Here is a 13,675-nt window from a genome sequence, read left to right on the forward strand (position 1 = left end):
GTGACTCCGACACACGCGAAGCAAGCTTCGGAGTGTCGGAGTCACGAACGCACGACGCGAAAAAATCAACCCCGCCGCTGGGTCAAGAGCCCGCCGTGTCGCTGGCGCGCCACGCCTCTTTCGCTAGCCGTAGGCGATGTGGTCAGACCGCGGCGCCGGCCTTCACCCTGGGCTTGGGCATGCGGAGCTTGCGGATCTGGGTGGCCCTGGTGAAGGCGTACCAGCCGAGGCCGAAGCCGCGGCTGGTGTCCTGCGGGAAGCGCTCGCGCACCTTCCTGGTCACCAGGCGGCCCAGCACCACGCCTTCGATGATCATCGACAGCAGCATGAACATGCAGAACAGGCTGGCGTACTGCTTGATCATCGGGGACGGGGTGAGGATGGAGACGAAGACGATGATGGCCAGCGGCATGAACAGGCCCATCAGGTTGCGCCGCGAGTCCACCAGGTCCCGCACGTACGCCCTGGCCGGGCCGCGGTCGCGGGGCATCAGGTAGGCGTCGTCGCCGGCGTTCATCCGCTCGCGGCGGATGGCCGCGGCCTTGCGCCGCTCCTCCTTGTTGCCCTTGGCGCGGCGCAGTGCCTCGCGCTGGGTGCGCGGCGGCGGCGGGACCGGTCCGCGCTTGCGCACCTCGGCCTCACGGCGCTTGGGCGTCGCCCGGCCCTTGCCCGGCGTGCGCGCCTTCTCGCCCTCGATGGGCTCGGCGATCTCGGCCGAGGGCGCCTGCTCTTCGGGCGCCGTGGCTGACTCGGTGCTGTTGCGACGGAGGAACCTCACGCAAACAGGGTAGGGCAGGGGCAAAACGGGCCGAGTACCGTCCGCCGTTATGACGGACAACTCAGGGCGAGTGGTGCTCATCGCCCCTGACTGTTTCGGCGGGACCCTCACCGCGAACGAGGCGGCCGAGGCCATCGCCGAGGGGTGGCGGCGGGGTTCGCCCGCCGACCGGCTCCTCCTTCGTCCGCTCGCCGACGGCGGCCCCGGTTTCGTGGACGTGCTGCACACCGCCCTCGGGGGCGAGCTGCACACGGTCGAGGTCACCGGACCGCGCGGCGAACCAGTCACCGCCGTGTGGCTGGCCCATGACGGCACCGCCTACCTCGAGTCCGCCCAGGCGGCGGGACTGCACCTGGTCCCCAAGGCGGAACGTGCGGCAGGCGCGGCCACCACCCGTGGGGTGGGGGAGCTGCTGCTGGACGCGGTGCGCGCCGGGATGCGCACCGCGGTGGTCGGGCTGGGCGGCTCGGCCACCACCGACGGTGGCGCCGGTCTGTTCGCCGCGCTGGGCGCGGGGCCGGTGGACGCGTTGGGCGTGCCGCTGCCCGACGGCGGCGCGGCGCTGGCGGACTGCGCGGGGCTGGCCGGTCGGCCGGACCTGGGCGAACTGCGGCTGGTCGCCGCCTCCGACGTGGACAACCCGCTGCTCGGCCCGACCGGCGCGGCGCACGTCTTCGGCCCGCAGAAGGGCGCGAGCCCCGACGAGGTCGAGCAGCTGGACCGGGCGCTGACCCGCTGGTCGGAGGTGCTGCTGGAGGAGCTGGGCGCCGACGTCGCCGGGCTGGCCGGCGCGGGCGCGGCCGGCGGGCTGGGTGGCGCGCTGCTGGCGCTGGGCGCGACCGTGGACTCCGGGGCGGACCTGGTCCGGCGGCTCAGCCAGTTGGATGAGGCGCTGGACTCCGCGGCGCTGGTGCTCACCGGCGAGGGCAGCTTCGACTGGCAGTCCCTGCGCGGCAAGCTGGTCAGCCGGGTGGCCGCGGGCGCGGCCGACCGCGGGGTGCCCTGCCTGGTGCTCGCCGGTCAGGTGAGCGTGGGCCGCCGCGAGGCCGGCGCGGCCGGGGTCGAGGAGTCGTACTCGGTCACCGAGCACGTCGGTTCTGTGGCCAAGGCGATGGCCGAACCGGCCGGTGGACTCAGCGGTCTGGCCGAGCGCGTGGCCGGTCAGTGGCGGAGCCCACAGAACTAACGCGGAGATATTGCTGTGCGACCATAGGAGTACGGGAACATCCCGGCTCAGGGCTGCGTTGCAGCTACGGTACGGGCCCGAGCGCCGACCTCGTAGGGAGAACCATGACCGCCGAGAACACCACGGCGACCGAAGCGCAGACGCACGGCGTCACGCTGACCGACGCCGCTGCCAGCAAGGCGAAGGCGCTGCTCGACCAGGAGGGTCGAGACGACATGCACCTGCGCATCGCCGTCCAGCCTGGTGGCTGTGCCGGCCTGCGCTACCAGCTGTTCTTCGACGAGCGGACCCTCGATGGGGACGCCTTCCGTGACTTCGGCGGCCTCAAGGTCGCGGTGGACCGGATGAGCGTGCCCTACGTGGAAGGCGCCGTGATCGACTTCGTCGACACCATCGAGAAGCAGGGCTTCACCATCGACAACCCCAACGCCGGTGGCTCCTGCGCCTGTGGTGATTCTTTCCACTAGTTCTGCTGGTAGCCCAGGGGCGCGAAAAACGGGACCGCGGAGTTCTCCGCGGTCCTTTTTCGTGTCCGCGAGCTCAGGCGCCGTAGTCGTCCATATCGCGGACCTGAGCCGTGCACACCTCGTTGACCTGCCACGATGCCTGGTTCCGCGGCAGCGGCAGCAGGTGCTCCGCCGGGCGCAGGGCGGGCGGAATCTCGGCGCAGTCGTGGATCAGCTCGGCCAGGGTGCTGGCGTCCGGAATCGTCACATCGAGGACGTTAGGACCGCTGATTGATGTGCGACAGCCTTACCACCAAGTAGTCTTCGGCTCCGGCCGTCTGCGACCGGAATGGGTGACGATGGCCTACCAGCAGTCGTCTCATAGGGAGCGCAGTACGTGCCTGTCGCTGTGACTGGAAGCATCGCCACCGACCACCTGATGCACTTCCCCGGCCGGTTCACCGACCAACTGGTCGCCGACCGCCTGGACCGGGTGTCGCTGAGCTTCCTGGTGGATGACCTGACCGTCCGCCGTGGGGGAATCGCGGCCAACATCGCCTTCGGCATGGGCGTGCTCGGCTACTCGCCGGTCCTGGTCGGCGCCGTGGGCGCCGACTTCGCCGACTACCGTTCCTGGCTGGAGCGGCACGGTGTCGACTGCTCGGGCGTGCACACCTCGGAGGTGAAGCACACCGCCCGGTTCGTCTGCACCACCGACGACGACATGAACCAGATCGCCTCCTTCTACGCCGGTGCAATGGCCGAGGCCCGCAACATCGAGCTGGGCCCGATCATCGACAAGGTCGGCGGCCTTGAGCTGGTCCTGGTCAGCCCGAACGACCCCGAGGCCATGCTGCGGCACTCCGAGGAGTCCAGGCAGCGGGGCATCGCCTTCGCCGCCGACCCCTCCCAGCAGCTGGCCAGGATGGACGGCGAGCAGGCCAAGCAGCTGGTCAACGGGGCGAAGTACCTGTTCACCAACGACTACGAGCTCCAGCTGCTGCTGCAGAAGACCGGCTGGTCCGAGGAGGAGATCCTCGAGCACGTCGAGCTGCGCATCACCACCCTCGGCGAGAAGGGCGTGGAGCTGGTCGGCAAGGGCCTGCCCGCGCCGCTGCACGTGCCCGCCGTGCCCGAGACGCACAAGGCCGACCCGACCGGCATCGGCGACGGCTTCCGCGCCGGTTTCCTGGCCGGCATCGTCGCGGGCCTGCCGCTGGAGCGGGCCGCGCAGCTCGGCTCGCTGATCGCGGTGCTGGTGCTGGAGGTGGACGGCCCGCAGGAGTGGGTCTTCGACCGCGAGTCCGCGCTGACCCGCCTCACCAGCGCCTATGGCGCGGACGCCGCCGCGGACATCGCCAAGGCGTTCAGGAACTAGTCAGCACCGCCTCCCGCATGTCGGCGAGGCGGGGCAGGAACTCCTCGGTCCGGCCGATCTGCGTGTGCAGGTCGGCCGGACCGCTGTTGCCGAGGTCGGCCAGCAGCGCGCTGAACGCCTCGTCGCCGTCCCGGCCGAGGATGGTCAGCGCGCGGGCGTAGGTGGCGACCAGCCAGAACACCGCCTCGCGGGGCAGTCCGGCGTCGATCAGCTCATGCGCGCCGTCGATCGCGATCGGACGGGCCTCCCGGCTGAGGTCGCTGGCGTAGCAGGGCAACGCGCCGCGGGCCGCCGGGTCGCTCGCGGCGGCTTCGACGGCCTGACTGGTCTCGTCGAAGATCACCGTCAGCGCGCCGAGGTGCTCCCGGACCCGCTCCGGCCGCAGGTGCGCGCAGCCCAGCGCCGCCAGCAGCTCCTCCTGCCACTCCGGTCTGCCCAGCTCGGCCAGCAGCGTCCCGGTGGCGGCGTAGCGCAGCCGGATGGTCGGGTCGCGCAGGGCCGCGGTGAGCAGCACGTGCGTGCTCACCCCGGTCGCGAACAGCCACCGCAGCACCCGCTCCGGCCAGGGCGCGGCCGCGCGGGCCGCGTCCAGCCCGGCACGGATGCGGTCCTCGGCGTGCGCGCAGCGGCGGCGGACCCAGCGCGGCGCGGCGAAGTCCGCGGCCACCGCGGCCTGCAACGCGCGCAGCCTGCCGGTGGGGTCGGCCAGCACGGTGTCCCGGCGCAGGCCAGCGGCCAGGTGGTAGTCGGCCAGCACCGCCTTGGGCGAGGCCAGCCGCGCCCAGCTCAGGTAGGTCACCTCCAGCAGCACGCCCCGGTAGCGGAACTTGCCCAGCTTCGGCGGCTCTTCGGCCCCGGTCACCACCATCAGGTCCAGGTCGGAGCTCGCGGGCAGCACCGCCTCCGGCGCCAGCGCAGCAGCCGAGCCCGCCAGGTACGCGCCGCCGAACCCGGGCTTTCCGGCGGCGTGCCCGGTGAGCCAGTCGGTCGCGACGGCCAGTGCCTCGGTCAGGGTGTGCGCCATCAGCCGCCCGCCACGGAGGGGATCACCTGGACCTCCGCGCCAGGGGGCAGCGGCGTGTCCGGGCCGTTGAGCTGTCGGCACTCCTCGCCGTTGACGTAGAAGTTCACGTAGCGGCGCAGCGTGCCCTGCTCGGTGCGCAGCCGCCGGTTCAGCGCCGGGTGGTCCGCGGCCAGCACGTCCAGCGCGCCGCCGAGGGTGGTCTGCTCCGGCAGGTCGAGGTCGAGGGTGGCGGCGCCGCCCGCGCTCGGGCGCAGCACGCCGGGCAGCAGCACGGTGACACGCATCGGGCTCACCGCCGGATCACGGCCGCGCGCACGCTCAGCACGTCCGGCAGGTGCTCGATGATCCGCTGCCAGCTGCCGCCCTCGTCCCGGCTGGCGTAGACCTCGCCGGAGCGGGAGCCGAAGTACACGCCGGGCACGCTCGCGTCGTCCACGCACAGCGCGTCCCGCAGCACCGTGGTCCAGAAGTTCTGCTGCGGCAGGCCCTTGGTCAGCGCGGTCCAGCTGTCGCCGGAGTCCTCGCTGCGGTACACCCGGCAGGCCCCGTCCGGCGGGAACCGGTTGGCGTCGGCGGTGAGCGGGAAGCCGTAGACCACCTCCGGCCGGTGCGGGTGCACCGCGATCGGGAAGCCGAAGTCGCTGGGCAGCCCGTCAGCGATGGAGGTCCAGTGCGCGCCGCCGTCCTCGCTGCGGTACACGCCGTGGTGGTTCTGCAGGAACAGCCGGTCCGGTTCGGCGGGGTTGCGCGCGATCTTGTGCACGCACTGCCCGAACTCCGGGTACGGGTCGGGCAGGAAGTAGGCCTTGATGCCGGAGTTGCTCGGCGACCAGCTCGTCCCGCCGTCCTCGGTGCGGTACACCCCGCCGGTGGACATGGCCACGGTGACCTGCCCCCGGTCGGTCGGGTGCGGCAGGATCGTGTGCACCGCCTGCCCGCCGTAGCCCGCGCCCCACTGCTCGCGGTGCGGGTGGTCCCACAGCCCCCGCACCATGTCGTAGGTGCGCCCGCCGTCGGTTGAGCGGAACAGCGCCGAGGGCTGGGTGCCCGCGTAGACCACCTCCGGCTGGTCCACCGGCCCGGCGGCCAGCTGCCAGACCCGCTCCAACGAGGTCCCGGTGTCCTCGGGGAAGGCCACCGGCGGGTGGTCCGGCTCCTGCCAGCTCGCGCCGAGGTCGTCGCTGGTGGCCACACTGGGCCCGAAGTGCTCACTGGCGACGCCGGCGAGCAGGCGGGGCGTGTCCCGGCGGATGTCCACGGCCACCGCGTAGACCTCGGTCATCGCGTGGTGCGGCCCGGACCAGGTCCAGTCCGCCCGGTCGTTCTCGCTGGTGGCCAGCCACAGCCCCTTGCGGGTGCCGACGGCGAGCACCACCTGTTCCTCAGGCACGACGTCCTCCGAAGTGATGTGGGTCACTGACGGATCGGAGGCTACGCGGACCCACCGACAATCTCGCGGCGACGGATCGGGCTCGTCGGGTCAGGGTCCCTCGGCCAAGCGGATGAGCCCCGCCTCGGTGCGGCGGAAGCCGCAAGCGTCGAGGTAGAAGCGCCGCAGCCGCGGCTCGAAGTCCACGTGCAGCCATTCGCAGCCCGCCGCCCGCGCCCGCTCCGCCGCCAGGCGGACGACCGCGGTGCCGATGCCGTGGTGCTGGTGTGTGCCCCTGGTCTTCGTGTCGAGCAGGAAGGCGTGCACGCCGCCGTCCCAGGCCACGTTCACGAAGCCGACCAGCAGGCCGGCGGCGTCCCTGGCGGCCACCCAGCCGAGGCTGTGCCGCTTGACCCGGCTCCACCAGCCGGTCTCGGCGGCGCCTCCGTGCGACTGGACGAGATCGGTCATCTCCTCCTCGGAGATGGGATCCCGCCAGCCGCAGGAGATCGTCGCGATCAGAGCTTGACCGGGTAGTGCGGTTCCGGGACCTGCACCGTGATGCGGCGTTCCACGAAGATGCCGTGCCACAGCATGAACACCAGCAACGCCCAGATCCGGCGGCTGTGGTCGAGCAGGCCGGAGCGGTGTTCCTCCAGGATGCGCAGCACCGCGTTCTTGTTGATCAGGTCGTCGGTGAGGGACTGGTGCACGATGTCGCGGGCCCAGTCGTGCATCTCGTCCTTGAGCCAGTGCCGGACCGGGACCGGGAAGCCGAGCTTGCGCCGGTTGAGCACGTGCGCGGGCACGATCCCGTGCATGGCCTGGCGCAGGGCGAACTTGGTGGTCTCCCTGGTGATCTTCTGGTCCTGCGGGATGCGCGCGGCCACCCGGAAGACCTCGGGGTCCAGGAACGGCACCCGCAGCTCCAGCGAGTTGGCCATGGTCATCTTGTCCGCCTTGACCAGGATGTCGCCCCGCAGCCAGGTGAACAGGTCGATGTGCTGCATCCGGGTCACCGGATCCCAGGCCAGCGAGTCGCGGTACCAGCGGGCGGTCACGTCGGTGTGCGAGATGCGCGGGTCGTGCGTGCGCAGCACCTGCTGGATCTGGTCGTCGCGGAAGATGCGCGCGTTGCCGTAGTAGCGCTCCTCCAGGGTCAGCGCGCCCCGGCGGAGCAGGTCCTTGCCGCGCACGCCTTCCGGGATGCGGCTGGAGACCTTGCCCATCACCGAGCGCAGCGCGCCGGGCACCTTCTCGAACGGGGCCAGCGACAGCGGCTCGCGGTAGATCGTGTAGCCGCCGAAGAGCTCGTCCGCGCCCTCGCCGGAGAGCACCACCTTCACGTGCTGGCGGGCCTCGCGGGCGATGAACCACAGCGGCACCAGCGCCGGGTCGGCCACCGGGTCGTCCAGGTACCAGGTGATCAGCGGCAGGGCCTGCATCATCTCCTCCGCGGAGACGGTGCGGACCACGTGCTTGACCCCGATCGCGGCCGCGGACTCCGCGGCCACGTCCACCTCGGAGTAGCCGGTGCGCTCGAACCCGGTGGTGAAGGTGATCAGGTCCGGGTTGTGCTCCTTGGCCAGCGCGGCGATCGCGGTGGAGTCGATGCCGCCGGAGAGGAAGGCGCCCACGGTCACGTCGGCGCGCATGTGCTTGGCCACCGAGTCGCGCATGACGCCCGCGATGTCCCGGTACAGCTGACCGGCCTCGGAGCTGGTGGTGATCGGGCGCGGGGCGAAGGTCGGCTGGAAGTACCGCTCGGTCACCACCTGGCCGCCGGGGGAGACGGTGAAGGAGGTGCCGGACTCGATCCGGCGGATCGTGGTGTGCAAAGTCTCCGGCTCCGGCACGTACTGCAGGATCAGGTAGTGCTGCAGCGCGGCCTGGTCCAGCTTGGGCGAAAGGCCCAGCGTCGGAGCCAGGTCGAGCAGGCTCTTCTTCTCGCTGGCGAAGGCCACCCCGCCCGGACCGGCCGCGTAGAACAGCGGCTTGATGCCGAAGGGGTCCCGCGCGCCGAAGACGACCCGCTTCTCCGCGTCCCAGATCATGAAGGCGAACATGCCGCGCAGGCGGCCGACCATGGACGGGCCGAGGTGGTGGTACGCGGCCACGATGGCCTCGGTGTCACCGTCGGTGGCGAACTCCGCGCCGAACTTGTCCCGCAGCTCCGCGCGCAGCTCCAGGTAGTTGTAGATCTCGCCGTTGAACAGGATCGTGTAGCGCCCGTTCGCGTAGTGCAACGGCTGGTGGGAACGCTCCACGTCGATGATCGACAGCCGGTTGAAGCCGAAGACCACGTCGTTGTTGTGCCAGGTGTCACTCTCGTCGGGACCGCGGTGGCGCTGGCACTGGAGCGCCCTCGCAACGCTGCCGACAGCCGTGCCGATGTTCGCGTTGTTGTTCTGGGCGGAACACACCAGTCCAAGCAGGCCGCACACGCTTCTCGCGCACCTCTCATGTCGACGACGTCGGCGCCCAGTATGCCCGCCGACACGCAGGTGTCCGGCTCACCCCGAACGGGTAGGCAGGCTAGTGCTGGGCTAGAGTCCCGAACTGATTGCGACGGCAGGTCAACCGCGCTGGTGCGCGGGTGGGCCGGGACCGTTTTCCAGCCTGTCACGAGGAGGCAGCGAGCAGTGGGCCGCAAGGAGGGCAACCGGGCAGCGCGGCTGGCCAAGGTCACCGGCCTGGTCAGCCTGGTGGGCGTCGCGGCCAGCGGCTGCTCCGCCGAGGAAGTGCTGCGTTTCGGGTGGCCGAAGGGGGTAACCCCGCAGGCCGAGGCGATGCGTCAGCTGTGGACCTGGTCCGTGATCGCCGCGCTGGTCGTCGGCGTGATCGTGTGGGCGCTGATCTTCTGGTCGATCATCTTCCACCGGAAGAAGTCCGAGGAGTTCCCGCGCCAGTTCCAGTACAACGGGCCGCTGGAGTTCGTGCTCATCGGACTCCCGATGGTCATCATCGTGGTGCTGTTCGTCTTCGCCACGCACGCGCAGAACGTGGTCACCAACAAGGACAAGACACCGGACGTCAACGTCAAGGTGTGGGCCTTCCAGTGGAACTGGGAGTTCGAGTACCCCGAGTTCAAGACCCCGGACGGCCAGACGGTCCGGACCACGGGCTCGAGCACCGAGATCCCGCTGCTGGTGCTGCCTGCGACCAAGGAAGTCCGCTACACGATCGAGTCGAAGGACGTCATCCACTCCTTCTTCGTGCCGGAGTACAACTTCAAGCGGGACACCATCCCGTTCCCGAAGCAGAACAGCCAGGACAACGTCTTCCAGAACTCGATCGACCACGAAGGCGCCTTCGTCGGCCGCTGCGCCGAGCTGTGCGGCACCTACCACGCGGTGATGAACTTCGAGGTGCGGGCGCTCCAGCCACAGGTCTTCGACCGGTACATGCAGCTGCGCACCAAGCTGAACCCGGCCACCGGCAAGCCGTACACCGCGGCCGAGGCGCTCACCGAGCTCAAGTGCGGCGAGTGGTGCGCCCCGCAGGCGATCAGGACCAAGCCGTTCGACACCAGCCGCACCTCCCGGAAGCCTTCGGGCGGGGACCGGTGACCACCCTGGTGAGCAGCGCAGAACTGGAGTTGAGGGAATCATGAAGGTCGAAGCGCGGATCTTCGAGTTCATCACGATCTTCTGCTTCGTGGCCGCGGTCGTCTACGGCTTCTGGGCCAAGGAGCCGGTGGGCACGGTGGCGCTTGTCCTCACCGGCGGCCTGACCCTGCTGTGCGGCACCTACTTCCGGTTCATCGCCCGCCGGATCGAGCCCCGCCCCGAGGACGTGGACGACGCCGAGATCGCCGACGGCGCCGGCGAGCTGGGCTTCTTCAGCCCGGGCAGCTACTGGCCGGTCGGCCTGGCCGCCGCGGCCGCCTTCACCGGCGTGGCAATGGCCTTTTTCCACATCTGGCTGATCGTGCTCGGCCTGGTCGCCGTGCTGATCATGGTGGGTGGCCTGCTGTTCGAGTACCACACCGCTGCGCCCAGCCACGACTGAGCGTTTCCGCATCGCCGACGGCGGGCGTTCCCCTGGTGGGGGCGCCCGCCGTTCGCGTTGGGGGAGGAGCTGACGGGTCTTCTCAATGTGACCGGTCGTCTTAGCCTGGCTAGCTGCCCAACGTGACCGGTCGTCTTAACCGGCTGGTGGGCGCAATGTGACCGGTCGTCTTAACCGGTTGGCGGGCATAATGTGACCGGTCGTCTCAACCGGGCTGGTAGGGCAATGTGACCGGTCGTCTCAGCCGGGCTGGTAGGGCAATGTGACCGGTCGTCTTAACCGGCTGGTGGACGCAATGTGACCGGTCGTCTCAGTTCGGCTGGCGGCGCCATGTGACCGGTCGTCTTAGGGTCGGCGGTGGCTGGGGGTGGCGGACACGTGCGGATCCGCCAGCAGCTCGGTGAGACGGGGGACGGCGAAGTCCACCAGCGCCCGTGCGGGCAGCAGGCGGCACTCGGCCGCACCCGCCCGGAACGGCTGGATCCCGGCCTGCTGCTCGAACTCCCGGCCCAGCACCGGGAAGAACCTGCCGTTGTCGTCGGCCACGTCCAGCGCCTCGCACCACACCCGCTCCCCACCAACCAGCAGCGGGAACCGGCGCAGCTTCAGCCTCGGCCGGGGCGCGCGGCTCTCCACGTGGTGCAGGAAGCTGTTCCGGTTGTGCCCGACGCCGATGAGCAGGATGTGCGCGTCCAGCTCGTAGAGCCTGCCGAAGGGTGAGTCCGGGCCCAGTGCGAAGGACAGCGGCTGGTGCGCCACAATCTCCGCCGCGCGCCTGCCGAGCGCGGTCACCGAGGCCTGGGGGTGGCTGCTGCGCAGCGCGTCCGGGCTGGTGCGCACGGCCTCGGCCACCGCGCCCATCGGCGAGGGCAGGTCCGGGTGGAACAGCGGCACCGCAGCCCGCTCGGCGCGGGTCCGCGCGTCCGGGATGCCCGCTTCCGGGGCCGGATCCGCCACCTGAGGGGTGAACGCGGGGGCGACCAGGGTTCCGGTGCCGCCGACCGCCTGGCGCAGTGAATCGGCCACGGTGGCGGCTCCGCCTGGCACGTGGCCGAGGCTGGACAGGGCGGCGTGCGCGACCACCGTCATGCCCTCGGCGATCCCGGCCCGCCGCCACGTGGTCAGCAGGCCGGGCCGGTCGGTCAGGACAGCTCCGACTTCAGCTTCTGGGTGAGCGTCACCCAGCGCGCCAGCAGCTCCCGCGCCGCGCCCGAGTCGATCGCCTCGCGCACCACGCCCAGCGCCCCGCGCAGATCGGCCACCAGGTCCCCGGACGGCCCCCGGTGCGCGGTGACCGCGCCGGCCGCGTTGAGCAGCACCGCGTCCCGGATCGCGTCCTGCCGGCCGGCCAGCAGCTGCCGGACCGCCTCCGCGTTGACCCCGGCGTCGCCGCCGAGCAGCGCCTCCGGGGTGGAGACCGGGATGTCCAGCTCGGTCGGGTCCAGGGTGTGCTTGGTGACCGTGCCCCGGTGGACCTGCCAGACGGTGCTGGTCGTGGTGGTGGTGAGCTCGTCGAGGCCGTCGTCGCCGCGGACCACCAGGACCGAGGAGCCGCGGTCGGCGAAGACCTGGGCCATCAGCGGGGCGGCCTTGGGGTCGGCGCAGCCGATCAGGCCCGCGGCCGGCTGGGCCGGGTTGGACAGGGGGCCGAGCAGGTTGAACGTGGTCGGGATGCCGATCTCGCGGCGGGCCGGGGCGGCGTGCCGCATCGCCGGGTGGAAGACCGGGGCGAAACAGAAGCCGATGCCCAGTTCGGCCACGCTGCGCTGGACGCCCGCCGGGGGCAGGTCGATGACCACGCCCAGGGCCTCCAGCACGTCGGCGGTGCCGCACTTGGAGGAGGCGGCCCGGTTGCCGTGCTTGACCACCGGCACGCCGGCGGCCGCGGTGACCAGAGAGGCCATCGTGGAGATGTTCACCGTGCCGGAGCGGTCGCCGCCGGTGCCGACGATGTCCACCGCGGGCACGTCGATCTCCACCCGGCGGGCGTGCGCGAGCATGCCCTCGGCCATGCCGGCCACCTCGGCGGCGGTCTCGCCCTTGGCGCGCAGCGCGACCACCAGGGCCACGGTCTGCGCGACGGTGGCCGCGCCGGACATCACCTGGTCCATCGCCCAGGCCAGGTCCGAGGTGGGGCAGTCGATCCGGGCGACCAGGCGGCCCAGCAGGTCCGGCCAGGTCGGCGCCGGGGCAGTGGTGTCCGGGTCAGCCGTTGTCCCGCTCATCGCGCAGCCGCCCCGTCCCGCTCAGCCCTGGGCCGCGGGCAGCCGCTGGGAGCGCAGCACCTCGGCCACGGTCTCGGCGGCGGCCAGCGGGTCCAGCGGGTGCACGAGCACCGCGTCCGCCTGGGACCAGGTGGCCAGCCACCGGTCGTCCTTGCGCCGCACCGCGATCACGATCGGCGGGCAGTTCGTGATCTCGTTCTTCAGCTGCCGGGACAGCCCCATGCCGCCGGTGGGCTGGGCCTCGCCGTCCAGGATGGCCAGGTCCACCCCGCCGGAGTCGGCCTCGACCAGGACCTCGGCGATGGCGCCCGCCTCGATGTAGCGCAGTCGCGGCAGGTCAGGCGCGGGCCTGCGGCCGACCGCGCTGATGATCGCCTCGCGCACCTCGGGGCGGTGGCTGAACACCAGGACGGTCAGGGTGTCGTTGCTCATCACGCGTCCTCTACGGCAGGTCGTTCGGGCAGTTGGATGCTATAGCCCGGCCGGGGACGAGCGGGCCGCGCCCTGTCCGCGGGGCCTCGCGCGCGGTGTGGGACAGGACACGATCGGGAACTCGGCCGGACCCGGCCCAGCGAGCCTCGGAGCCGCAGGACATAATGCGTCGCGTGACAACTGCTGCGCCCTCCATCGGCCAACGGGTGCACTCGCTGAACCGCCCGAACATGGTCAGCGTCGGCACCATCGTCTGGCTGTCCAGCGAGCTCATGTTCTTCGCTGGGCTCTTCGCCATGTTCTTCACGGTGAAGGCCCAGAACACGGGGAAGTGGCCACCGGACCCGACTGAGCTGAACCTGCCGTACGCCCTGGTCTTCACGACCATCCTGGTGGCGTCCTCGTTCACCTGCCAGATGGGTGTGTTCGCCGCCGAGCGCGGTGACGTGTTCGGTCTCCGGCGTTGGTACGTGCTCACCCTGATCATGGGCACGATCTTCGTCGGCGGTCAGATCGGCGAGTACTACACGCTGGTCACCGGGCACCACACCACCATCGCGTCCTCGGCATACGGCACGGTCTTCTACCTGACCACCGGGTTCCACGGCCTGCACGTGGTCGGCGGCCTGATCGCCTTCGTGTTCCTGATCTGGCGTACCAAGCTCAGCAAGTTCACGCCGGCCCAGGCCACCGCGGCGATCGTGGTGTCGTACTACTGGCACTTCGTCGACATCGTCTGGATCGGGCTGTTCGCCGTCATCTACCTCGTTCCCTGACGAGACGACTTCATCCCGAAGCTCCCACCCAAGGCGTACGCCCGAATTCG

Annotated in this window: 16 protein-coding genes; 6 read left to right on the forward strand and 10 right to left on the reverse strand. The window is 70.9% G+C overall.

Going from position 1 to position 13,675, the window contains the following annotated elements:
• Positions 1-142 precede the first annotated feature (142 nt).
• Positions 143-778, reverse strand: a complete 636-nt coding sequence (locus tag ACWDY5_RS29960) for a DUF3043 domain-containing protein (protein WP_449725497.1) — start codon at positions 776-778, stop codon at positions 143-145.
• A gap of 49 nt (positions 779-827) precedes the next feature.
• Between ACWDY5_RS29960 and ACWDY5_RS29965 the strand changes: the two genes are divergently transcribed.
• Positions 828-1,964, forward strand: a complete 1,137-nt coding sequence (locus ACWDY5_RS29965) for a glycerate kinase family protein (protein ID WP_449725498.1) — start codon at positions 828-830, stop codon at positions 1,962-1,964.
• Between the two features lie 104 nt (positions 1,965-2,068).
• A complete protein-coding gene (locus ACWDY5_RS29970; protein ID WP_252486656.1) occupies positions 2,069-2,431 on the forward strand; it encodes a HesB/IscA family protein in 363 nt (120 codons plus the stop codon).
• Positions 2,432-2,504: 73 nt separating this feature from the next.
• Here the strand turns inward: ACWDY5_RS29970 and ACWDY5_RS29975 are convergent, their stop codons facing one another.
• Positions 2,505-2,678 carry a hypothetical protein gene (locus tag ACWDY5_RS29975; protein ID WP_252486655.1) on the reverse strand — a complete coding sequence of 58 codons (174 nt, stop codon included), beginning with the start codon at positions 2,676-2,678 and terminating at the stop codon, positions 2,505-2,507.
• Between the two features lie 171 nt (positions 2,679-2,849).
• Between ACWDY5_RS29975 and ACWDY5_RS29980 the strand changes: the two genes are divergently transcribed.
• On the forward strand, positions 2,850-3,788 hold the full coding sequence (locus tag ACWDY5_RS29980) for a carbohydrate kinase family protein (RefSeq protein ID WP_449725571.1): 939 nt from the start codon (positions 2,850-2,852) through the stop codon (positions 3,786-3,788).
• On the opposite strand, the gene ACWDY5_RS29985 is transcribed toward ACWDY5_RS29980, so the two are convergent.
• From ACWDY5_RS29985 to asnB, 5 genes are all read right to left on the reverse strand, one after another.
• Positions 3,778-4,812, reverse strand: coding sequence for a hypothetical protein (locus ACWDY5_RS29985; RefSeq protein ID WP_449725499.1), 1,035 nt, complete (start codon positions 4,810-4,812; stop codon positions 3,778-3,780). The two genes, ACWDY5_RS29980 and ACWDY5_RS29985, sit on opposite strands and share 11 nt — an antisense overlap.
• On the reverse strand, positions 4,812-5,096 hold the full coding sequence (locus ACWDY5_RS29990) for a ubiquitin-like small modifier protein 1 (RefSeq protein WP_449725500.1): 285 nt from the start codon (positions 5,094-5,096) through the stop codon (positions 4,812-4,814). Before ACWDY5_RS29990 ends, ACWDY5_RS29985 begins: the two co-directional genes overlap by 1 nt.
• Positions 5,097-5,101: 5 nt before the next feature.
• A complete protein-coding gene (locus ACWDY5_RS29995) occupies positions 5,102-6,202 on the reverse strand; it encodes a WD40/YVTN/BNR-like repeat-containing protein (protein WP_449725501.1) in 1,101 nt (366 codons plus the stop codon).
• 90 nt (positions 6,203-6,292) lie between these two features.
• Positions 6,293-6,652, reverse strand: coding sequence for a GNAT family N-acetyltransferase (locus ACWDY5_RS30000; RefSeq protein ID WP_449725502.1), 360 nt, complete (start codon positions 6,650-6,652; stop codon positions 6,293-6,295).
• Positions 6,653-6,699: 47 nt separating this feature from the next.
• Positions 6,700-8,625 (reverse strand): asparagine synthase (glutamine-hydrolyzing), encoded by a 1,926-nt coding sequence (gene asnB / locus ACWDY5_RS30005; protein ID WP_252486650.1) that lies wholly within the window; start codon positions 8,623-8,625, stop codon positions 6,700-6,702.
• A 198-nt stretch (positions 8,626-8,823) separates the two neighbouring features.
• On the opposite strand from asnB, the gene ctaC reads away from it, so the two are divergent.
• Both ctaC and ACWDY5_RS30015 read left to right on the forward strand, forming a co-directional pair.
• Positions 8,824-9,750 (forward strand): aa3-type cytochrome oxidase subunit II, encoded by a 927-nt coding sequence (ctaC, locus tag ACWDY5_RS30010; protein WP_449725503.1) that lies wholly within the window; start codon positions 8,824-8,826, stop codon positions 9,748-9,750.
• A gap of 40 nt (positions 9,751-9,790) precedes the next feature.
• Entirely contained in the window at positions 9,791-10,192 is a 402-nt protein-coding gene (locus tag ACWDY5_RS30015; protein ID WP_252486648.1) for a cytochrome c oxidase subunit 4, read from the forward strand.
• A 345-nt stretch (positions 10,193-10,537) separates the two neighbouring features.
• On the opposite strand, the gene ACWDY5_RS30020 is transcribed toward ACWDY5_RS30015, so the two are convergent.
• The 3 genes from ACWDY5_RS30020 to ACWDY5_RS30030 are packed head-to-tail and all read right to left on the reverse strand — an operon-like array spanning position 10,538 to position 12,849.
• On the reverse strand, positions 10,538-11,281 hold the full coding sequence (locus ACWDY5_RS30020) for an aminoglycoside N(3)-acetyltransferase (protein WP_449725504.1): 744 nt from the start codon (positions 11,279-11,281) through the stop codon (positions 10,538-10,540).
• A 53-nt stretch (positions 11,282-11,334) separates the two neighbouring features.
• Positions 11,335-12,417 (reverse strand): anthranilate phosphoribosyltransferase, encoded by a 1,083-nt coding sequence (gene trpD / locus ACWDY5_RS30025; RefSeq protein ID WP_449725505.1) that lies wholly within the window; start codon positions 12,415-12,417, stop codon positions 11,335-11,337.
• Between the two features lie 21 nt (positions 12,418-12,438).
• Positions 12,439-12,849, reverse strand: coding sequence for a hypothetical protein (locus tag ACWDY5_RS30030; protein WP_252486645.1), 411 nt, complete (start codon positions 12,847-12,849; stop codon positions 12,439-12,441).
• A gap of 164 nt (positions 12,850-13,013) precedes the next feature.
• Between ACWDY5_RS30030 and ctaE the strand changes: the two genes are divergently transcribed.
• The gene (ctaE, locus tag ACWDY5_RS30035; RefSeq protein WP_283663928.1) at positions 13,014-13,625 is read left to right on the forward strand and encodes an aa3-type cytochrome oxidase subunit III; all 612 of its coding nucleotides are present in this window, start codon (positions 13,014-13,016) and stop codon (positions 13,623-13,625) included.
• The last annotated feature ends 50 nt before the right edge of the window (positions 13,626-13,675 follow it).

It is taken from the genome of Crossiella sp. NPDC003009 (assembly GCF_053591555.1).

Bases quoted from the DNA above. Each gene is read 5' to 3' on its own strand.
- ACWDY5_RS30000 (WP_449725502.1), bottom strand. From the start codon at position 6,652: ATGACCGATCTCGTCCAGTCGCACGGAGGCGCCGCCGAGACCGGCTGG.
- ACWDY5_RS29970 (WP_252486656.1), top strand. From the start codon at position 2,069: ATGACCGCCGAGAACACCACGGCGACCGAAGCGCAGACGCACGGCGTC.
- ACWDY5_RS30020 (WP_449725504.1), bottom strand. From the start codon at position 11,281: ATGACGGTGGTCGCGCACGCCGCCCTGTCCAGCCTCGGCCACGTGCCA.
- ctaE (WP_283663928.1), top strand. From the start codon at position 13,014: ATGCGTCGCGTGACAACTGCTGCGCCCTCCATCGGCCAACGGGTGCAC.
- ACWDY5_RS29965 (WP_449725498.1), top strand. From the start codon at position 828: ATGACGGACAACTCAGGGCGAGTGGTGCTCATCGCCCCTGACTGTTTC.
- ACWDY5_RS29980 (WP_449725571.1), top strand. From the start codon at position 2,850: ATGCACTTCCCCGGCCGGTTCACCGACCAACTGGTCGCCGACCGCCTG.
- ACWDY5_RS30030 (WP_252486645.1), bottom strand. From the start codon at position 12,849: ATGAGCAACGACACCCTGACCGTCCTGGTGTTCAGCCACCGCCCCGAG.
- ACWDY5_RS29990 (WP_449725500.1), bottom strand. From the start codon at position 5,096: ATGCGTGTCACCGTGCTGCTGCCCGGCGTGCTGCGCCCGAGCGCGGGC.
- ACWDY5_RS29985 (WP_449725499.1), bottom strand. From the start codon at position 4,812: ATGGCGCACACCCTGACCGAGGCACTGGCCGTCGCGACCGACTGGCTC.
- ACWDY5_RS30015 (WP_252486648.1), top strand. From the start codon at position 9,791: ATGAAGGTCGAAGCGCGGATCTTCGAGTTCATCACGATCTTCTGCTTC.
- trpD (WP_449725505.1), bottom strand. From the start codon at position 12,417: ATGAGCGGGACAACGGCTGACCCGGACACCACTGCCCCGGCGCCGACC.